General features: G+C 57.6%; 19 protein-coding genes. 7 read left to right on the forward strand and 12 right to left on the reverse strand.

Annotated elements, in window-relative coordinates; translation table 11 throughout:
- Positions 1-50 precede the first annotated feature (50 nt).
- Together pyrC and plsY are read left to right on the forward strand one after the other, a co-directional pair.
- Entirely contained in the window at positions 51-1334 is a 1284-nt protein-coding gene (gene pyrC / locus PFY00_RS00575; RefSeq protein WP_271430571.1) for a dihydroorotase, read from the forward strand.
- A 9-nt stretch (positions 1335-1343) separates the two neighbouring features.
- Positions 1344-1952 carry a glycerol-3-phosphate 1-O-acyltransferase PlsY gene (gene plsY, locus PFY00_RS00580; RefSeq protein ID WP_271430572.1) on the forward strand — a complete coding sequence of 203 codons (609 nt, stop codon included), beginning with the start codon at positions 1344-1346 and terminating at the stop codon, positions 1950-1952.
- On the opposite strand, the gene PFY00_RS00585 is transcribed toward plsY, so the two are convergent.
- Both PFY00_RS00585 and PFY00_RS00590 read right to left on the reverse strand, forming a co-directional pair.
- Entirely contained in the window at positions 1949-2728 is a 780-nt protein-coding gene (locus PFY00_RS00585; RefSeq protein WP_271430573.1) for an alpha/beta fold hydrolase, read from the reverse strand. The two genes, plsY and PFY00_RS00585, sit on opposite strands and share 4 nt — an antisense overlap.
- Before the next feature lie 6 nt (positions 2729-2734).
- Positions 2735-3334, reverse strand: coding sequence for a 2-hydroxychromene-2-carboxylate isomerase (locus PFY00_RS00590; RefSeq protein ID WP_271430574.1), 600 nt, complete (start codon positions 3332-3334; stop codon positions 2735-2737).
- 94 nt (positions 3335-3428) lie between these two features.
- Here PFY00_RS00590 and PFY00_RS00595 point away from each other — a divergent pair, with 94 nt between their 5' ends.
- Positions 3429-4439 (forward strand): ribose-phosphate pyrophosphokinase, encoded by a 1011-nt coding sequence (locus PFY00_RS00595; protein WP_271430575.1) that lies wholly within the window; start codon positions 3429-3431, stop codon positions 4437-4439.
- 386 nt (positions 4440-4825) lie between these two features.
- On the opposite strand, the gene PFY00_RS00600 is transcribed toward PFY00_RS00595, so the two are convergent.
- From PFY00_RS00600 to PFY00_RS00630, 7 genes are all read right to left on the reverse strand, one after another.
- Positions 4826-5176 carry an H-type lectin domain-containing protein gene (locus PFY00_RS00600; protein ID WP_271430576.1) on the reverse strand — a complete coding sequence of 117 codons (351 nt, stop codon included), beginning with the start codon at positions 5174-5176 and terminating at the stop codon, positions 4826-4828.
- Positions 5177-5314: 138 nt separating this feature from the next.
- Positions 5315-5749: a F0F1 ATP synthase subunit epsilon gene (locus tag PFY00_RS00605; protein WP_271430577.1), complete on the reverse strand. Its 435-nt coding sequence runs from the start codon at positions 5747-5749 to the stop codon at positions 5315-5317.
- A gap of 49 nt (positions 5750-5798) precedes the next feature.
- Entirely contained in the window at positions 5799-7223 is a 1425-nt protein-coding gene (gene atpD, locus PFY00_RS00610; protein ID WP_271430578.1) for a F0F1 ATP synthase subunit beta, read from the reverse strand.
- An 18-nt stretch (positions 7224-7241) separates the two neighbouring features.
- Complete coding sequence (locus PFY00_RS00615; protein ID WP_271430579.1) at positions 7242-8123, reverse strand: F0F1 ATP synthase subunit gamma; 882 nt, start codon at positions 8121-8123, stop codon at positions 7242-7244.
- Positions 8124-8135: 12 nt separating this feature from the next.
- Positions 8136-9674 (reverse strand): F0F1 ATP synthase subunit alpha, encoded by a 1539-nt coding sequence (gene atpA, locus PFY00_RS00620; protein WP_271430580.1) that lies wholly within the window; start codon positions 9672-9674, stop codon positions 8136-8138.
- Complete coding sequence (locus PFY00_RS00625) at positions 9675-10241, reverse strand: F0F1 ATP synthase subunit delta (RefSeq protein WP_271431427.1); 567 nt, start codon at positions 10239-10241, stop codon at positions 9675-9677.
- Between the two features lie 642 nt (positions 10242-10883).
- Positions 10884-11633, reverse strand: coding sequence for a methyltransferase domain-containing protein (locus tag PFY00_RS00630; RefSeq protein ID WP_271430581.1), 750 nt, complete (start codon positions 11631-11633; stop codon positions 10884-10886).
- Between the two features lie 62 nt (positions 11634-11695).
- Here PFY00_RS00630 and gloB point away from each other — a divergent pair, with 62 nt between their 5' ends.
- The 3 genes from gloB (at position 11696) to PFY00_RS00645 (ending at position 15887) form a co-directional block, all read left to right on the forward strand.
- On the forward strand, positions 11696-12457 hold the full coding sequence (gloB, locus tag PFY00_RS00635) for a hydroxyacylglutathione hydrolase (protein ID WP_271430582.1): 762 nt from the start codon (positions 11696-11698) through the stop codon (positions 12455-12457).
- A 149-nt stretch (positions 12458-12606) separates the two neighbouring features.
- Positions 12607-14937, forward strand: coding sequence for an ATP-dependent Clp protease ATP-binding subunit ClpA (gene clpA, locus PFY00_RS00640; RefSeq protein WP_271430583.1), 2331 nt, complete (start codon positions 12607-12609; stop codon positions 14935-14937).
- Positions 14934-15887 carry a M23 family metallopeptidase gene (locus PFY00_RS00645; RefSeq protein ID WP_271430584.1) on the forward strand — a complete coding sequence of 318 codons (954 nt, stop codon included), beginning with the start codon at positions 14934-14936 and terminating at the stop codon, positions 15885-15887. The genes clpA and PFY00_RS00645 overlap by 4 nt, the downstream gene beginning before the upstream one ends.
- Here PFY00_RS00645 and PFY00_RS00650 read toward each other — a convergent pair.
- From PFY00_RS00650 to PFY00_RS00660, 3 genes are read right to left on the reverse strand one after another with little or no spacing between them, the layout of a single operon-like run.
- Positions 15884-16234 carry a hypothetical protein gene (locus tag PFY00_RS00650; RefSeq protein WP_271430585.1) on the reverse strand — a complete coding sequence of 117 codons (351 nt, stop codon included), beginning with the start codon at positions 16232-16234 and terminating at the stop codon, positions 15884-15886. The two genes, PFY00_RS00645 and PFY00_RS00650, sit on opposite strands and share 4 nt — an antisense overlap.
- 35 nt (positions 16235-16269) lie before the next feature.
- Positions 16270-16980 (reverse strand): DUF599 domain-containing protein, encoded by a 711-nt coding sequence (locus PFY00_RS00655; RefSeq protein WP_271430586.1) that lies wholly within the window; start codon positions 16978-16980, stop codon positions 16270-16272.
- A gap of 3 nt (positions 16981-16983) precedes the next feature.
- Positions 16984-17394, reverse strand: coding sequence for a CopD family protein (locus PFY00_RS00660; RefSeq protein ID WP_271430587.1), 411 nt, complete (start codon positions 17392-17394; stop codon positions 16984-16986).
- 119 nt (positions 17395-17513) lie between these two features.
- Between PFY00_RS00660 and PFY00_RS00665 the strand changes: the two genes are divergently transcribed.
- Positions 17514-18962 carry an FAD-linked oxidase C-terminal domain-containing protein gene (locus PFY00_RS00665; RefSeq protein WP_271430588.1) on the forward strand — a complete coding sequence of 483 codons (1449 nt, stop codon included), beginning with the start codon at positions 17514-17516 and terminating at the stop codon, positions 18960-18962.
- Positions 18963-19003: the final 41 nt, after the last annotated feature.

The raw sequence follows: 19003 nt of genomic DNA on the forward strand, positions 1-19003 counted from the left end.
CTATGCGAAATGGCTCCGGGCTTGATAACGTTGTCACAAGGATCTGAAACATGACAAAGACCCTGATCACACGTGCGCAACTGATCGACCCAGAGGCTGGCACCATTCAGGACGGCGCTGTTCTGATGGCAGAGGGTGTCATCCAGACGGTGTTTGAGGATCCCTCGCCCAACGTGCCCGGCGCAGAGATCGTCGATGCAGGCGAAGCCTACCTTGCGCCCGGGATCGTCGATATCGGCGTAAAGGTCGGAGAGCCCGGCGAACGTCACAAGGAAAGCTTCAAGACGGCCGGTCTCGCTGCTGCTTCGGGCGGTGTTACGACGATCGTGACGCGGCCTGACACGACGCCAGCCACAGATACCCCCGAAGCGATGGAATTCATTCGGCGGCGCGCCAATCAGGCAGCGCCGGTCAATGTCTTGCCGATGGCCGCCCTGACCAAAGGCCGCGAAGGGCGCGAAATGACCGAAATCGGTTTTATGCTGGATGCAGGTGCCATCGCCTTTACCGATTGCGACAGCGTGGTGACCGACACCAAGGTTCTGGCCCGCGCCATGGGCTATGCCCGCAGTCTGGGCGCGCTGGTGATGGGACATCCACAGGAGCCGATCCTGTCGAAGGGCGCTTCTGCTACATCGGGAAAATTCGCGACACTGCGCGGTCTTCCTGCGGTATCCGCCATGGCTGAACGTATGGGGCTGGACCGGGACCTTGCCTTGGTCGAAATGACTGGCGCACGCTATCATGCCGACCAGATCACCACTGCACAGGCCGTTGCCGTCTTGGCGCGCGCCAAAGGCGAAGGGCTGGATGTGAGTGCTGGTACCTCCATGCATCATCTGACCCTGAACGAGATGGACGTCGCCGACTACAGGACGTTTTTCAAAGTGAAACCCCCGCTGCGTTCCGAAGAGGACAGACAAGCGGTCGTTGAAGCCGTCAGAAGCGGTGTGATCGATGTGATCGGCAGCTTCCACACGCCACAGGACGAAGAAAGCAAACGCCTGCCATTCGAAGAGGCCGCCTCTGGCGCTGTCGGGCTGGAAACCATGTTGCCAGTCCTGCTGCGCCTCTATCACTCCGGTGAACTGGAGCTGCCCGTATTGTTCAAGGCACTGTCGCTGAATCCGGCCAAACGTCTAGGGCTTGCTTGCGGTCGGATGTCTGCTGGCGCACCGGCTGATCTGGTGCTTTTCGATGCAGACAAGCCATTTGTTCTGGATCGTTTTGCTCTTCAGTCAAAATCCAAGAACACCCCCTTTGACGGTGCCCGCCTGCAAGGTAAGGTTCTTCAAACCTTTGTCGCCGGAAAAGGCGTCCACCCGAGCAGCTAGGCCGCACCCATGCCAGAAATCGTCAATACTCTGCCAATTCTCGCCCTGTGGGGTGTGATTGGATATGTGCTGGGCTCCATCCCCGGCGGAATAGTCATGGCGCGTGTCATGGGGCTGGGTGATCTGCGGCAGATCGGCTCCGGCAATATTGGCGCAACCAATGTTCTGCGCACAGGCAGCAAAACGGCCGCCGCCGCGACCTTGCTGTTTGATGCTGGCAAAGGGATCATTGCTGTCCTGCTGGCCCGCTATGCCGCTGGCGAAGATGCTGCCCAGCTTGCGGGTCTCATGGCCTTTCTGGGCCATTGCTTTCCCATTTGGCTAAAGTTCAAAGGCGGCAAGGGTGTTGCGACATTCCTTGGCGTCTTGCTGGCGCTTTCTTTTTGGGTTGGCGCATTGGTTTGCTTCTCTTGGCTGATCGCGGCCGCCATCCTGCGTATTTCTTCTGCAGGCGCTCTGGCCGCCGCCGCCACGTCGACGGTATGGGCACTAATGCTTGGCCGATCAGATATGGTGGTGCTGACGCTGGTTCTGACCGGTTTGGTGTTTTGGACCCATCGCGCCAATATCGAACGTCTGCGCGCGGGAACCGAACCGAAGATTGGCCAGAAAACCTAGCGTTTCGCGCGGTCTATGTTGGTCCTAATTGCATCAGCCACGTCCTTTGGATGGGTCATGACCAGCATGTGAGCCGCTCCGGACACCACAGTTTCCTCGGCCGTTGTCAGGCGTTCTGTCAGACCTTTGTGGACTTCTGCGATCATCGGAACGGTTTCTGAACCGCGCAACAACGCAACGGGCATCTTCAGAGTTTTCAACCCAGCGCCCTGCAGCAACCCGGCGCTGTCCTGCCAAAGGCTGGGCTCTGTCCCCACCACAAATGGCATGTTGTCGGCCATCGCTTGTTGGGCTTCGGCCGGGAACTGGGCCCACGGCACACCGCCTCCCCAGAGGCGGTTGAAAACACGCGCCGCCTCTAACGCGCCACCTGTTTCGAAAACCGCGAAAAACTCTTCTTCCGCTGCGCGATGTGCGTCCCGTATCGGCCCCGAGGGTGCCGCCGCAAAGAAGACAGGTTCAACCAATGTCAGCGAGGCGACAGCATCCGGCACCTCAAGCGACAGCCGAAGCGCTAGCGTGGCGCCAAAACTGTGCCCGACCAAGTGCATGCCCTCGCGCAGGAAGGGCCTGACTGCTTCTGTGGCCACGTCATGCGGATCTCCATTGGGCCAACCCGGGCTACGACCGTGGCCCGGTAGGTCCGGCGCACAGACGGTTAGCTGGTCAGACAAATGACCTGCTACCGCCTTCCACATGCCGGACCGACCCAGCCCACAATGCAGAAAAAGGGCCGCTTCCGGCCCGTTTCCAAATTCCCGCGAAAACAACTCCATCAAGGGCTACAGCTGGCCAGCCAGATGCAGATCGAGATAGTCCAGCCGATCCTGACCCCAGAACCGCTGGCCGTCGTCAGTGATATAGAATGGAGCACCGAAGACGCCGCGTTCCACGGCCTCTTCAAGATTTGCGGCATAGGTTTCGGCACCGGCCAGCAAGCCGCTGTCCGCCAGAGATGGATCAAAACCTGCATCGCTCAAAGCGCCCTTGATGACAGCATCGTCAGCAATGTCTTTTTCTCCTGCCCAACATGCGCTTAGCAAGTTTTGGCACAGTGCGCCCAGATCACCGCCGCCAGCATTCTGGGCTGCAATCACGGCATAAGACGATGGCGCCATGTTTGTTGGCCAATGCGCGGGCTTCAGGTTGAACGGCATTTCAAGTCGTTTCGCCTGCCGAACCAGTTCTTGTGCCCGGTATTCCTGACGACTTGGATGACGGTCCTTGGGCGGCGTGCCACCAGTCCGGCCGAACAGAGCAATGATGTCCAACGGTTTGTAGGTAATCGTCGCACCATGTTTTTCCGCGATTTTCTCAAGTCGATCTCCTGCCAGATAGGCGTAAGGAGAAAGCGTTGCAAAGAAGTAGTCGATATGGGGCATTCCGGCGCGCTCCTGTTTGCTGTGTTGGCGGCAACGTAGGCCCATGTTAAGCGGTCCGCAATGTCACGAATCCGTCATATACCGGAGCTGCCCCATGCCTAATGTCGTTGAGCCTAAACTGATCGCCGGCAATTCCAATCAACCTTTGGCCAAGGCCATTGCCCGGCGCATGTCGCTCTACCGTGGCATGTCTGTCGGTCTTGTGGACGCTCGGGTCGAGCGGTTCAACGATCAGGAAATCTTTGTCGAAGTGTTCGAGAATGTCCGTGGCGAGGATATGTTCATCCTTCAAAGCACATCCAATCCGGCGAACGACAACCTGATGGAGCTGTTGATTATGGCCGACGCGCTCCGCCGGTCTTCGGCGTCGCGTATCACAGCAGTGATCCCGTATTTCGGATACGCCCGTCAGGATCGCCGGACCAAGGCCCGGACCCCGATCACCGCCAAGCTCGTGGCGAACATGATCGCCGAAGCCGGGATTGAGCGGGTGCTGACCATGGATCTTCACGCCGCACAGATCCAGGGCTTCTTTGATATGCCCGTCGACAACCTGTACGCCAGCCCGATCTTTGCACTGGATATCCTCAAGCAGTTCGAGGGTTCGCTCAGTGATGTGATGGTGGTTTCGCCTGACGTTGGCGGGGTCGCGCGCGCACGCGAATTGGCCAAACGGATCGGAGCGCCGCTGTCCATCGTCGACAAACGACGCGAAAAGCCCGGCGAGATTGCAGAAATGACCGTGATCGGTGACGTGACTGGCAAGAAATGTATCATCGTTGACGACATCTGCGACACGGCTGGTACGTTGTGCAAAGCGGCCGAAGTGCTGATGGAACATGGCGCTACCGAAGTGCACGCCTATATCTCGCATGGCGTCATGTCCGGCCCGGCAGTTGAACGGGTCACGAATTCCGTTATGAAATCGCTGGTCCTGACAGACTCCATCCAACCCACCGATCCCATCGTTGCTGCTCCCAACATCCGGACGCTGCCCACTGCGCCGATGTTTGCCCAGTCGATCCTGAACATCTGGAACGGCACCTCGGTTTCGTCGCTGTTCGAAACAGACACACTGGGCCCGATCTACGAAGGTATTCTGTAGCGCAAGTTTCCGCTTTGCGGGACAAAGCGAGCGTTCCAAGGTCTGCTTACGATTTAACCTACACCACCGTCCGCCATACCGTTCCCCTTGCTGCGCGCGATTTCTTTAGCATCGTACCCAGCACCTGGAGTGTGCGGCCCGTGGACTTTTAGTGGTTGATTTTTCTTGAGCTTTCTCGTGTGAATGATCGCCCAGACCACTAGAAAACAGACTACCACTGGCAAGAGTAGTAAGGTTATCTGGTTGGCTGCCAAATCACTCTCCTACGGAAAATATTGGTCCCTTTGTAGTTTGTAGCAGACATTAGTGGGAACTGCAGCGCCGGTTAAACTGGGCTCAAAGCGACCAATCGATGGCCAGAGGCTGGCCCGAGTTTCAGAGCGTGCTTAATAGAGCTCCCAGTCGTCGTCGCTTGCGACTTCGCCGATGGCCATCCATGCCATGCGCACACGGGCAACGCGAGTGTCAGACCATGTCCGGAATACGAGGTCAAAACCGGTCTCTGATACGTTGTCCGCTGAAATGTCGGCCCGCACGTTGGCACCGCTGTCCATGTCCCATAGAGACAAACCAACCTGCACGGTCGGAATCGACCGGAACTGCTCGGAAAACTTGACCTTCTTGCGACGCTCACGCGATCCCGCGCCGGTCCACATATCGCCGCCGCTGGCGAAGTCGGAGAAAACCTCTTCGTTGCCTTGATCGACGCCGATCAACGATCCAACATATTTGCGCATGCTCTGCCTCTGGTGCGTTTGTGTTTCCGATATAGAGACAATCGGGCAAAAGTTGGAGTGCAAAGCGGCAATTGGTCGGCAAATTCAACGAAAAAGCCCCGCCAAAACCAGCGGGGCTTTCCAATTCTCAGGGGTTGATCAAAGCGATGCTTGCTTCGGGCTCAAACCGATGTTCGCACCAACAGCGACCATGTCCTGCAACAGCTTGGCTGCTTCATCCACCAGTCCAGAGTTGCCATCTGCGGCCTCTTTGGTCTGGTTGTAAGCGGCCTGAGCTTCGTCGACCATTGCGTCGTAAGCAGCCTGATCCACGTCGGCCTTTGGCACGGCACGTTCCGCCAGCACCGACAGGCTTTCACCGATTTCGGCAAAACCACCGGTCACAACGAACTCTTCTGTACCGCCTGTGGTTTCAACGGTCAGAACGCCGGGGCGCAGCGTTGTGATGGTCGGGGCGTGATCGGGCATGGCGGTCATGTCACCATCCGCACCCGGAATCTGCACTGACTTCACCTCGGCCGAGAGCAGGCTGCGCTCGGGCGAGACGAGGTTGAATTGCATTGTATCTGCCATGTTTGTCTCCTTTCAGGAGCCTGCCCCCGGACAACCGGGGGCGGCAGGGTTACGCAGCTTCTGCAGCCAGCTTTTCGGCCTTGGCCAGAACTTCGTCGATGCCGCCAACCATGTAGAAGGCCGCCTCGGGCAGGTGATCGTATTCGCCGGCCACAACCGCCTTGAAGGACGAGATTGTGTCTTCCAGCGGAACCTGAACACCGTCGGAGCCAGTGAAGACCTTCGCAACGTCGAATGGCTGCGACAGGAAACGCTGGATCTTACGGGCACGTGCAACGGTCAGTTTGTCCTCTTCGGACAGTTCGTCCATGCCGAGGATCGCGATGATGTCCTGAAGCGACTTGTAGCGCTGCAGGATACCCTGAACGTCACGGGCCACCTGATAGTGCTCTTCACCAACGATCTGCGGATCCATCAGACGCGAGGAACTGTCGAGCGGGTCCACGGCTGGGTAAATACCCAGTTCGGAAATCGCGCGGTTCAGAACCGTTGTCGCGTCAAGGTGCGCAAAGGTTGTCGCAGGCGCAGGGTCGGTAAGGTCATCCGCAGGCACGTAAACGGCCTGAATGGATGTGATCGAACCGTTCTTGGTCGAGGTGATCCGTTCCTGCATCGCGCCCATGTCGGTTGCGAGTGTTGGCTGGTAGCCCACAGCAGAAGGAATACGACCCAGCAGAGCGGACACTTCGGAACCAGCCTGTGTGAAGCGGAAGATGTTGTCCACAAAGAACAGAACGTCGGTACCGGACTGGTCGCGGAACTGCTCGGCCAGTGTCAAACCGGTCAGAGCAACACGGGCACGCGCACCGGGAGGTTCGTTCATCTGACCGTAAACCAGGGCCACCTGAGACTCCGACAGGTTGTCGGGCTTGATAACGTTGGATTCGATCATCTCGTGATAGAGGTCGTTGCCTTCGCGGGTCCGTTCACCCACACCAGCAAACACCGAGAAGCCCGAGTGCACTTTGGCGATGTTGTTGATCAGTTCCATGATGAGAACTGTCTTGCCAACGCCGGCGCCGCCGAACAGGCCAATCTTACCACCCTTGGCGTAGGGGGCGAGAAGGTCGATCACCTTGATACCTGTTACCAGCACTTCGGATTCTGTGGACTGTTCCACGAACTCGGGTGCGGGCTGGTGGATTGCGCGGTATTCGTCAGCGTTCAGTGGTTCGCCTTCGTCTACTGGCTCACCCACAACGTTCAGAATGCGGCCCAGGGTTGCGTTGCCAACCGGAACCGAGATCGGACCCGCTGTGTCTGTCACTTCCTGACCACGGACCAGACCTTCGGTCGCGTCCATCGCGATTGTGCGGACAGTGTTTTCGCCCAGGTGCTGTGCCACTTCGAGAACAAGGGTCTTGCCCTGGTTCTCAGTGTTCAGCGCGTTAAGAATTTCGGGCAGATGGTCGTCGAACTGCACGTCCACGACGGCGCCAATCACCTGCGTGACCTTGCCTTTTGCGTTTGCCATGTTTCGTCTCCGGTTCGGTTAGAGCGCCTCGGCGCCCGAGATAATTTCGATCAGCTCGTTTGTAATCACGGCCTGACGCGAGCGGTTGTATTCGATGGTCAGCTTGTCGATCATCTCGCCCGCGTTGCGGGTCGCGTTGTCCATAGCCGACATCCGGGCACCCTGTTCGGATGCGCCATTTTCCAGCAGCGCTGCAAAGATCTGTGTTGCCACGCCACGCGGCAGCAGATCTGCAAGGATCGCCTCTTCATCGGGCTCGTAATCATAGAGCGTCGATGCGCCATCGCTGTCATCGCCTTCAGCCTCATAGGCCGCCGGGATGATCTGCTGAGCGGTCGGGGTCTGGCTGACCACGTTGACGAACTTCGCATAGAAGATCGTCGCAACGTCGAATTCGCCACCGTCAAAACGGGCCAGCACATCACGTGCAATGCCTTGCGCATCGCCATAGCCGATGCGTTTAACTTCGCTCAGATCAACGTGACCGACAAAGAGATCGCCGTATTCCCGTTTGATCGCGTCGCGACCCTTTTTACCGACGGTCAAAATCTTGACCGTCTTGCCTTCGCCCTTGAGCTTTTCGGCGTGCTGCTTGGCCAGCTTGGCGATGTTGGCGTTAAAGCCACCGCACAGACCTCGTTCAGCTGTCATCACCACCAAAAGATGGGTCTGATCGCTGCCGTTGCCTGCCAGAAGCTTTGGTGCGCTATCGCTGTCACCAACCGAAGCGGCCAGAGCTCCCATCACGGCATTGAACCGTTCTGTGTAGGGGCGCGACGCCTCGGCCGCATCCTGTGCCCGCCGCAGTTTTGCGGCGGCCACCATCTGCATGGCCTTGGTGATCTTGCGGGTCGATTTGACCGACGCGATCCTGTTTTTCAGATCCTTGAGGTTAGGCATTGTCCTGCCCCCTTACGAGAAATCTGCAGCGAATTCAGTCAGCGCGGCCTTGATCTTGTCGGCCAGGTCATCCTTCACCTTGCGGTCGTTGTCTGTGATGTCTGCCAGCAGATCTGCGTGCTTGCCGCGCAGGTGTGCCAGAAGGCCCGCTTCGAAACGGCCTACGTCACTGACTTCAACCTTGTCGAGGAAACCGTTGGTGCCCGCAAAAATCATGCAGACAATTTCCGCGTTGGTCAGCGGCGAGTACTGAGGCTGCTTCATCAGCTCGGTCAGACGCGCGCCACGTGCCAGCAGCTGCTGGGTTGCGGCGTCGAGGTCGGAACCAAACTGTGCGAAGGCTGCCATCTCACGATACTGAGCCAGCGACAGTTTCACCGGACCAGCAACCGAAGACATCGCCTTGGTCTGAGCGGAAGAGCCCACACGCGAAACCGACAGACCGGTGTTCACCGCAGGGCGGATACCCTGATAGAACAGTTCGGTTTCAAGGAAGATCTGACCGTCGGTGATCGAAATCACGTTGGTTGGAATAAACGCCGAAACGTCACCACCCTGAGTTTCGATGATCGGCAGAGCCGTCAGCGAGCCTGCGCCGTTGTCTTCGTTCAGCTTGGCCGAACGTTCCAGCAGACGCGAGTGGAGGTAGAAAACGTCGCCTGGGTAAGCTTCACGGCCGGGTGGGCGGCGGAGCAGCAGGGACATCTGACGGTAGGAAACGGCCTGCTTGGACAGGTCATCATAGATGATCAGCGCGTGCTTGCCATTGTCGCGGAAATACTCGGCCATCGAAGTCGCGGCGTAGGGTGCCAGGAACTGCATAGGCGCCGGGTCGGACGCGGTCGCGGCCACAACGATCGAGTATTCGATCGCACCGGTTTCTTCGAGCTTCTTCACCAGCTGTGCAACTGTCGAACGCTTCTGACCAACGGCCACGTAAACGCAGTACAGTTTCTTGCTGTCATCGTCGCCAGCGGCGTCGTTGTATGTTTTCTGGTTCAGGATCGCGTCCAGAGCAACGGCTGTTTTCCCGGTCTGGCGGTCACCAATGATCAGCTCTCGCTGGCCACGGCCAATCGGGATCATCGCATCAACGGCCTTGAGGCCAGTCGCCATCGGTTCGTGAACCGATTTACGCGGGATGATGCCCGGAGCTTTTACGTCCGCAATCGAACGGCCAGACGCTTTGATCGGGCCCTTGCCATCCAGCGGGTTACCCAGACCGTCCACAACGCGACCCAGAAGTTCGGGGCCAACAGGAACGTCCACAATTGCGTTTGTACGCTTGACTGTGTCGCCTTCTTTGATGTCCCGGTCAGAACCAAAGATAACGATACCGACGTTGTCTGTTTCCAGGTTCAGAGCCATGCCCTGAATGCCACCTGGGAATTCGACCATTTCACCGGCCTGAATATTGTCGAGACCGTGCACACGGGCGATCCCGTCACCAACGGAAAGCACACGGCCTACCTCGGCGACTTCGGCCTCCTGGCCAAAGTTCTTGATCTGCTCCTTAAGGATCGCAGAAATTTCGGCTGCTTGGATACCCATTTATCCGACCTCTTTCATTGCATTCTGGAGGGAGTCGAGCTTGGAGCGGATCGAGGTATCGATCATCTTCGAGCCCATCTTTACGACAAGACCGCCAATGAGGCTTTCATCGACGGTCGCATTGATCTTAACGTCTGAGCCAACCTTGGCCTTGAGCGTTTCGGCAAGTTTCTTGGACTGTGTTGCGGTCAGCGCTTTGGCCGATACGACATCTGCAGTCACTTCGCCTTTTTCTTCGGCAATCATCTCGCGCAGGCGTGTCACCATATGTGGCACCACGAACAGACGGCGCTTTTGAGCCATCAGGCCCAGCACGTTCTGCATTGACGGGATGAGTTTCATTTTCTTGGCGACGGCTGTGATTGCCGCCTCTTGTGCTTCGCGCGAATAGACCGGGGAGGTCAGCAGGTCACGCAGGTCTGCGCTGTCTGCGAGGGCCGCCGTCAGGTCATCGAGATTGGATTCGAGCTTGGCAAGGTTTTTGGCCTCTTTCACGATCCCAAAGACCGCGGTGGCATAGCGTTCGGCGATGCCGGAGGAAATCGAAGCTGATTCAGACACGTCCACCCTTCCGATATACTGCCCCCGTAGCGCATCCGGTTGCCCGGGCGCCCGAGGGCTGTCCCTGCCCCGGAACGTCCAAGGCATATAAATCGTGGCGGATGTAGCAGAGCCTACCCAACGTCGCAACATACTAACCAAAGTTTAGCTTTTGCATGAAATTCCATGTTTTCAAGCACTTGTGCAAAGTGCGACCATCTGCACACCGAAATAGGTGAATAATTCAGCCAATTTTTGGGGCTTTCGCACGAGTCGCGCGCCCCACATTTGGAAATACACGCCCGAAAATCGGCTGAAGTCGCAAAAAATCAGGGTATCAGCTCCGATGAGCCCATAGCAGTGCATCTGACGCTTCGCCCAGCCGCATTGGTGACCAAATTTCGGCAGCAACTATGCTTTACATTTCACTTTGTCCCCGATTTGCAAATGGCGCGTCAATCTCTGATCAATTTTCGCTAGAGTTGATCGTCACGTAACGTGTTGACGTTTACCTGGATGAAATAGGGGTTTTGCATTTTGGGGATGATGATGGCTGGTCTTCCCTGTGCCATCACAGGCAGCGAACACGATTCGACAATGACCGATAAGGTTCAGGCCAATTGCCCAACAGATACTGGCCCACTGATGCGCAGCCCATTCGCGACGGCGTCATACCGGCTTGGCTTTGCCGGCAGGCTGGGGCCTGAGAACTTCCAACGGGTTCAAGACGCGCGCCGTTTCTCCTATCCGCCGGCGGGATGGCGGGTGTTTTTTCGACGCCAGCACCATCATTACCCCGCCTGCCATGACCGCCGGAATCGACCGGCCCGTTTTTTCCCAGAAGGGCGCCGTCTTCATCCAGAACCGTCTGTTGGACGGCGGTTGATACAGCACGGACACGTGATCCTGTGGGACAAAGTCATGCCGCTTAAGCTGTGTTTCGAGCTGGCTGACCGAATAGGGACGCCCGTAACCAAAGGGCGTCGCGTCCGACCGGACCCATAGCCCAGAGCGATTTGGCAGGATGAACAGGGCCTGACCACCCGGACCCAGAACGCGATAGCATTCATCCAGCAACTCGGATGGGCTTTCGGATGTTTCGAGCCCATGCATCAGCACCAGACGGTCGATATGCCCGGTTTCGATGGGCCACCGGGTTTCTTCGCATAGCACCGACACGTTCGGCATACCTGCCGGCCACGGCATAACCCCCTGTGGCGCGGGCATCAGGCCGATTACCCGGCGTGCGCTTCCGATATATGGGCGCAAAAGCGGCACTGCAAAGCCGTAGCCTGCAACAGTTCTACCTGCTTCATCCGGCCAAAAAGCCTGCACCTGATCCCGGATCACCTTTTGGGCCGCGCGCCCCAAAGCGCTGCGGTAATAGAAATCTCTAAGGGTTTGCACGTCCAGATGCATTGCAGAGGCGGCCTCGATGCGGTTGACTGCAAACAGTCTGACAAAGCCCGCAAGGAAAAGCCATGCCTCTCGACATCGTCACCGTTCCCTGTCTTTCCGACAACTATGCTTACCTCGTCAACGGGCCAGACGGCGTTGCGGTAATCGACGCGCCCGAAGCCGCGCCCATCATCGCAGCGCTGGACGAAAGGGGTTGGACACCGGGGGTGATCATGCTGACCCATCACCATCACGATCACGTAGGCGGCGTGGCCGAGCTGCGTGAGAAATATAGCTGCATGGTAATGGGGCCCAAAGCCGAGGAAGCAAAACTGCCACCTTTGGACATGGCTCTTCCGGATGGCATGTCAGGCGGCACCGGAGATGGCGAAATGCAAGTGATCGCCGTACCGGGCCACACGTTGGGTCATGTGGCCTATTATTATCCCAAAGGCGGGGCGGTTTTCACGGCCGACAGCCTGATGGCATTGGGTTGCGGTCGTGTCTTCGAAGGAACCATGGACATGATGTGGGAAACGCTAAGCAAGCTTGCCGCGCTTCCGCCGGAAACAATGGTCTATTCGGGGCATGAATATACGACGAGCAATGCGAAATTCGCATTGACCATTGAACCGGGAAACGCGGCGCTTAAATCAAGGGTTGAAGCGGTCGAACAGGCCCGGGCTGATGGGCAGCCTACGGCGCAAGTATCCCTTTCCCTTGAGTTGGAAACCAATCCTTTTCTCCGGGCCTCACGACCCGAGGTCAAAGAGGCGTTGGGAATGGCAGGTGCCCCGGATGCCGAGGTCTTTGCTGAAATCCGCAAGCGCAAGGACAACTTCTGAGGAAATTCACGTCATGTTGCGGGTTTGGTCGCAATTGTGACGAGACATCAGGCAGAAAAAACTTGAAGCCGGGCCATATTCGACCAAACTTTAATAGTAAGAGGCAATGCTGGTCCTCATGAACCAGCGCAGACAAGAGGAGCACAACCGTGCCTTCATTCTCGAACACCCTTGAGCAGGCCATTCATTCCGCGCTCGCGCTTGCCAATTCGCGCAGCCACGAATTCGCAACGCTTGAGCATTTGTTGCTGGCCCTCATTGATGAGCCCGACGCGGCACGCGTGATGAAAGCCTGTTCGGTCGACACCGAAGAGCTTCGGACAACGCTGGTCGAGTTCATCGACGAGGATCTGGCGAACCTCGTCACCGACATCGAGGGCTCGGAAGCCGTGCCCACTGCCGCGTTCCAACGCGTCATCCAGAGGGCGGCGATCCATGTGCAGTCCTCTGGCCGCACAGAAGTGACCGGCGCAAATGTGTTGGTGGCCATCTTTGCCGAACGCGAAAGCAACGCCGCATATTTCCTGCAGGAACAGGACATGACGCGGTACGATGCTGTTAACTTTATCGCCCACGGTGTTGCCAAGGATCCTGCCTACGGCGAAGCGCGTCCCGTGCAGGGCGCGACCGAAGGCGAAGAAGCTGCTCAGAACGAAGAGGCCGCCGCAGCAAGTGCCAAGGACGAATCCGCTCTGGCCAAATATTGCGTCGATCTGAACGCCAAGAGCCGCGAGGGTGATATCGATCCCTTGATCGGCCGCGACCACGAAGTCGAGCGCTGCATTCAAGTTCTGTGCCGCCGCCGCAAGAATAACCCGCTTTTGGTGGGCGATCCCGGTGTTGGCAAAACCGCAATTGCCGAAGGACTGGCGCGCAAGATCGTCGCTGGCGAGACACCCGAGGTCCTGTCCGAAACAACCATCTACAGCCTCGATATGGGCGCGCTGCTTGCAGGAACCCGGTATCGCGGTGATTTCGAGGAACGCCTGAAGGCGGTCGTGACCGAGCTGGAAGAGCATCCTGACGCGGTGCTGTTTATCGACGAAATCCACACGGTGATTGGCGCTGGTGCCACTTCTGGCGGCGCTATGGATGCATCCAACCTGCTGAAACCCGCGTTGCAGGGCGGCAAACTGCGGACCATGGGTTCAACCACCTACAAGGAATTCCGCCAGCACTTCGAAAAGGATCGCGCGCTTTCACGCCGCTTCCAGAAGATCGACGTGAACGAGCCGTCTGTCGAAGACACCATAAAGATCCTCAAGGGCCTGAAGCCCTATTTCGAAGAACACCACAGCGTCAAATACACAGGCGATGCGATCAAGACAGCCGTTGAGCTTTCGGCGCGCTATATCAACGACCGCAAACTGCCGGACAAGGCCATCGACGTCATCGACGAAGCCGGTGCTGCGCAACATCTCGTGGTCGCTTCCAAGCGTCGCAAGTCCATCGGCACCAAGGAAATCGAGGACGTGGTCGCCAAGATTGCGCGCATCCCGCCCAAAAACGTCTCCAAGGACGATGCCGAGGTTCTCAAGGATCTGGAAAAATCGCTCAAGCGGGTGGTGTTTGGACAAAACAACGCCATCGAGGCGCTGTCTTCGGCAATCAAACTGGCACGTGCCGGTTTGCGCGAACCTGAAAAGCCTATCGGCAACTACCTGTTCGCGGGGCCAACGGGTGTTGGTAAAACCGAGGTTGCCAAGCAACTGGCTGATACGCTGGGTGTTGAACTTCTGCGCTTTGACATGTCCGAGTACATGGAAAAGCACGCGGTCAGCCGCCTGATTGGTGCGCCTCCCGGGTATGTTGGATTCGATCAGGGCGGTCAGTTGACAGATGGTGTGGATCAGCACCCGCATTGTGTTCTGCTGCTCGACGAAATCGAAAAAGCGCACCCAGATGTCTACAATATTCTGTTGCAGGTCATGGACCACGGGTCGCTGACAGACCACAACGGCCGCACGGTTGATTTCCGCAATGTCATTCTCATCATGACATCCAATGCTGGCGCGACCGAACAGGCCAAGGCTGCCATTGGCTTTGGACGGGATCGCCGGACCGGTGAAGACACGGCCGCCATCGAGCGGACCTTTACGCCAGAATTCCGGAACCGTCTGGACGCGGTCATCAGCTTTGCACCGCTGCCCAAGGAAACCATCCTTCAGGTGGTCGAGAAGTTTGTTCTTCAGCTCGAAGCACAATTGCTGGACCGCAACGTGACGATCGAACTGACCCGGCCAGCCGCGGAATGGCTCGCAGACAAGGGCTATGATGACAAAATGGGCGCGCGTCCTTTGGGCCGCGTTATCCAGGAGTACATCAAGAAGCCGCTGGCCGAAGAGCTTCTGTTTGGCAAACTGGCCAAGGGCGGCGTTGTCAAAGTCACCGTCAAGAACGGCGAGCTGGAACTGAAACTGAGCGGGCCGGACAAACCACGCCTCAGTTCGAAAAAGCCGCCACTTTTGACGGCTGAATGAACCGCGCAATCCTAGCGTTTGCACTGTCCGCCGCGGGTCCCCTCGCGGCGGAACCGTTTTTGCACTGGCCCGTGGATTGCGCGGTTGGCAAAACCTGTTTTGTCGAGGATCACGTTGATCGCGATCCCGGCACAGGAGCCCGCGATTTCAGTTGCGGTCTAAACACGCGGGATGGTCATACGGGCGTTGATATCGCCATCCCGGATTTCAACGCATTGGAGGCCCCCGGTGTAGCTGTGGTTGCGGCTGCTGCAGGGTCCGTTACCCGCACGCGGGATGGTATGGTAGACGATTGGCGAATGCCCGGCGTGACCAGTCAAAATGCCTGTGGCAACGCGGTCATCATCAACCACCACGATGGCTGGGAAACGTGGTACTGCCATCTTGCCCAAGGCTCGGTTGCGGTTCAGCCCGGCGATCTGGTCCAACCCGGAGACCCGATTGGCACGATCGGGTTGTCAGGGCAAACAACACATCCCCATTTGCATTTTCGCGTCCGAAAGGATGGGCAGGACATCGACCCGTTTGATTCAGATGGAACGCTGGAATGTGGCGGGCCGACACCGTCGATCTGGCTGGAAACGCCCGTCTATCACAAAACACTTCTGCACTTTGCCGGGTTCTCAAACAGCGTACCGGACTACGAAACCTTTCGAGCCGGACGCGCGCGTATTGATGTGAGCGCCCCTGATCAACCGCTTGTCGTCTATGCCGAGGTGGGCTTTGCCGAACACGGTGACATTGTCACAATCACCGCGACTGGCCCTCGAGGCGAAGTGTTCCGCCACAGCCGCGTGATGAAGTCACCGCGCAACAGCCAATTACCAGCCTTTGGCAAAAGAGCGCCCAAGGGCGGCTGGCCCCCAGGCGAATATCTGGGCCAGATCACGCTGACCCGTGGCGACACACTGGTCGCCAACCGCTGGGCACATGTGACCGTCAGGCGCTAGGGCAGATCAACCGGCAATCGCGTTTTCCCCCAACCATCAACCGAACACTTTTCCCGAATAAACACCACGGCAATTCCTTCCGGGATCGCAACACCGCCTAAGGATCGGGTGAAAGGTTGCTCGTTCACGTGGGGATGGGCCAGAACGCGCGTGCCCAGAATAGTGCCGTCTTCCAGCTCGACGCGCCATCCGTCGGCATAGTGATCCCAGCCGGTATCTGGATGCGCCAACGTCACTGAAAAACGCCACGTGTCACCATTGCGCTGCGCCTCTGCCGCTTTGATCTCAGATGGTTCTGACTGCGCCATCGACGCAACAAAAAGGAAGAAGGGAACAAGATATTTCATAGCGACAGCCTATCACGGCAGACACCGGTGCCGTTTCACGGTTTCGTGGGTGCCGACGCCTGCATCAGCACGGCCCGCGATTGCGAAGCAAATTCACGCCGCAACACGACACCCAACGTAAAAAACACGGCGAGCAACAGGGCCTCTGGACCGACCAACCAAGCTGCGCAGGCTATTCCAAAGTAGACCGAGCGCAGACCACGGTTATAGCCACGCGCAGCAAGCACATTGATCTGGCCAGCGCGGTTTGCTTGGACCATTGCCTGCGGATCATTAGCATCGTTGGGAACAGCCGCCATCAAAACAGCACAATACCCAAACAATCTGTGGGACCATACAAATTTCAGGAAGGCATTCGCTGCGAAGAGCACGAGCACAAGCAGTTTGATTTCCCAAACAACCACCGGATCGGCGCTTTGCGTCAGATCCTGCGCCACGCCGCGCAGACGTTCGGCATTGCCCAGCAGGGCAAAGCCGCCGCCAATCGCGATCATGCTGGCAGAGGCGAAAAACGCTGTTCCCTGTCTGAGCTGCCCTATGATCTGTGAATCGAAGATCCGTGGTTCACGAACGACGAATTCATTCATCCAGTTCAACCGGTATTGGGCCATGAGTTTCGACATCGAGGGCCGCGACGCGGGCGGATGTTCGATCACGAGCGTGGAAACCAACCATGACAAAAGCAGTAGCGTGACCGCCCATATATCGAGCGTCGTGAACAGGGCGAGACGGTCTGCAAATTCCATGGCTCAGAATGGCTTGACGACAACGACCCAGAGGATCGCAATTGCGCCAAAAACGCTGACTTCGTTGAATATCCTCAGGAACCGGTCGCTCTTTTCGAACACGCCTCTTCGCGCCTTGAGAACCAGCCGGCCCGTGTAGGCATAGTGGCCCGCCAGAGCCAGAACCAAGACGATTTTCAGCAAGGACCAGCTTGGCCATTGCCAAAGATGCGCCAGCCACAAACCAGTGCCCAGCGCGATCACGGCCAGTCCGGCCGAGAACCGGTACAGACGGATTGTCAAATCTCCGAGTGGGCCAAATTCGCCCAAACGATCCCATTCTCGTTTCCAGAAAATCAGGGCACGCGGCACCGCAAAGATGGAGGTCATCCACCCCATCACGCACAGCAGATGTATGATCTTGATCCAATCCATGATCCTGCTGTGCCCCGAGGAGAGGCTGGGCGCAAGATGCCGCAGGGACGCAGCCAAGTTTTGACTCGCAATATGCCGGTATTGGTTATATGAATTTACCAATTCGAGGAGGACCGATCATGCAGATGCCTACCCCTAATCCACAAATTCTGGCCAAAAAGGCCCGTATTGTCGAACGTTTGCGCGCCGTTCTGCCGCGCGATTCAGTGATCGAGGATGAGGCGGAAACACGGGCATATGAATGCGACGCCCTGACAGCTTACAAATGTCCACCTTTGGCGGCCGTATTGCCATCTTCCACCAAAGAAGTTTCCGATGTCTTACGCATCTGCTGGGAAGAAGGTGTGCCCGTTGTTCCGCGTGGGTCGGGCACGTCGTTGGCAGGTGGTGCGCTTCCAACGGCGGATTGCGTAATTCTTGGTGTGGCGCGCATGAACGACGTACTGGAAACGGACTACGATAACCGCGTAATCCGCGTTCAAACCGGCCGGACGAACCTGTCTGTTACCGGTGCCGTGGAAGAGGAAGACTTCTTTTACGCACCGGATCCATCGAGCCAGCTCGCCTGTGCGATCGCGGGAAACATCGCGATGAATTCGGGCGGCGCCCATTGCCTGAAATATGGTGTCACAACGAACAACCTGCTTGGTGTGACCATGGTACAGATGGACGGGACCGTCGTGGAAATCGGCGGTGCGCATCTCGACAGCGGTGGGTTGGATTTGCTGGGGTTGATCTGCGGTTCCGAGGGTCAACTGGGCGTCGTGACCGAAGCAACGCTGCGCATCTTGCGCAAACCGGAGGGCGCGCGCCCGGTTCTGATGGGATTTGACGATAACGAAGTGGCAGGTGCCTGCGTTGCCGACATCATCAAAGCCGGGGTCTTGCCGGTCGCCATCGAATTTATGGATCGCCCCTGCATCGAAGCGACAGAGGCCTTTGCCAAAGCAGGATATCCAATGTGCGAGGCCTTGCTGATCGTTGAGGTTGAAGGATCCGACGCCGAGATCGACGAACAACTCGCGCTGATCCTGGAAATCGCCCGCCGTCACAACCCGGTTGAACTGCGCGAGGCCAAGGATGCAGACGAGGCTGGCCGCATCTGGCTTGGCCGCAAGAGCGCATTTGGCGCGATGGGTCAGATCAATGATTACATGTGTCTCGACGGCACGATCCCCGTCTCGGAACTGCCATATGTGCTCAAGCGGATTGGCGAGATGAGCAAGGAATATGGCCTGGGCGTCGGCAACGTGTTTCATGCTGGCGACGGCAATATGCACCCGCTGATCCTGTTCGATGCAAACAAGCCGGGGGATTTGGAACTGTGCGAGGCCTTTGGCGCAGATATTTTGCGTCTGTGTGTCGAGGTTGGCGGTTGCCTGACCGGTGAGCACGGCGTCGGCATCGAGAAACGTGATCTGATGATCGATCAGTTTGCACCAGAAGATCTGGAAATCCAGATGGCCACCAAGGATGTCTTTGATCCGCAATGGTTGTTGAACCCGGCCAAAGTCTTCCCCCTGGAATCATCACAAAGCCGTCGTGCGACTGCAATGGCTGCGGAATAACGCAAATCCGATCATTCCGTTCGTTGCAGTGACATTTGAAA

Origin of the sequence: Thalassococcus lentus (assembly GCF_028023555.1) — a bacterium.
Taxonomy (GTDB): domain Bacteria; phylum Pseudomonadota; class Alphaproteobacteria; order Rhodobacterales; family Rhodobacteraceae; genus Thalassococcus_A; species Thalassococcus_A lentus.

Bases quoted from the DNA above. Each gene is read 5' to 3' on its own strand.
- pyrC (WP_271430571.1), top strand. From the start codon at position 51: ATGACAAAGACCCTGATCACACGTGCGCAACTGATCGACCCAGAGGCT.
- plsY (WP_271430572.1), top strand. From the start codon at position 1,344: ATGCCAGAAATCGTCAATACTCTGCCAATTCTCGCCCTGTGGGGTGTG.
- PFY00_RS00585 (WP_271430573.1), bottom strand. From the start codon at position 2,728: ATGGAGTTGTTTTCGCGGGAATTTGGAAACGGGCCGGAAGCGGCCCTT.
- PFY00_RS00590 (WP_271430574.1), bottom strand. From the start codon at position 3,334: ATGCCCCATATCGACTACTTCTTTGCAACGCTTTCTCCTTACGCCTAT.
- PFY00_RS00595 (WP_271430575.1), top strand. From the start codon at position 3,429: ATGCCTAATGTCGTTGAGCCTAAACTGATCGCCGGCAATTCCAATCAA.
- PFY00_RS00600 (WP_271430576.1), bottom strand. From the start codon at position 5,176: ATGCGCAAATATGTTGGATCGTTGATCGGCGTCGATCAAGGCAACGAA.
- PFY00_RS00605 (WP_271430577.1), bottom strand. From the start codon at position 5,749: ATGGCAGATACAATGCAATTCAACCTCGTCTCGCCCGAGCGCAGCCTG.
- atpD (WP_271430578.1), bottom strand. From the start codon at position 7,223: ATGGCAAACGCAAAAGGCAAGGTCACGCAGGTGATTGGCGCCGTCGTG.
- PFY00_RS00615 (WP_271430579.1), bottom strand. From the start codon at position 8,123: ATGCCTAACCTCAAGGATCTGAAAAACAGGATCGCGTCGGTCAAATCG.
- atpA (WP_271430580.1), bottom strand. From the start codon at position 9,674: ATGGGTATCCAAGCAGCCGAAATTTCTGCGATCCTTAAGGAGCAGATC.
- PFY00_RS00630 (WP_271430581.1), bottom strand. From the start codon at position 11,633: ATGCATCTGGACGTGCAAACCCTTAGAGATTTCTATTACCGCAGCGCT.
- gloB (WP_271430582.1), top strand. From the start codon at position 11,696: ATGCCTCTCGACATCGTCACCGTTCCCTGTCTTTCCGACAACTATGCT.
- PFY00_RS00645 (WP_271430584.1), top strand. From the start codon at position 14,934: ATGAACCGCGCAATCCTAGCGTTTGCACTGTCCGCCGCGGGTCCCCTC.
- PFY00_RS00650 (WP_271430585.1), bottom strand. From the start codon at position 16,234: ATGAAATATCTTGTTCCCTTCTTCCTTTTTGTTGCGTCGATGGCGCAG.
- PFY00_RS00655 (WP_271430586.1), bottom strand. From the start codon at position 16,980: ATGGAATTTGCAGACCGTCTCGCCCTGTTCACGACGCTCGATATATGG.
- PFY00_RS00660 (WP_271430587.1), bottom strand. From the start codon at position 17,394: ATGGATTGGATCAAGATCATACATCTGCTGTGCGTGATGGGGTGGATG.
- PFY00_RS00665 (WP_271430588.1), top strand. From the start codon at position 17,514: ATGCAGATGCCTACCCCTAATCCACAAATTCTGGCCAAAAAGGCCCGT.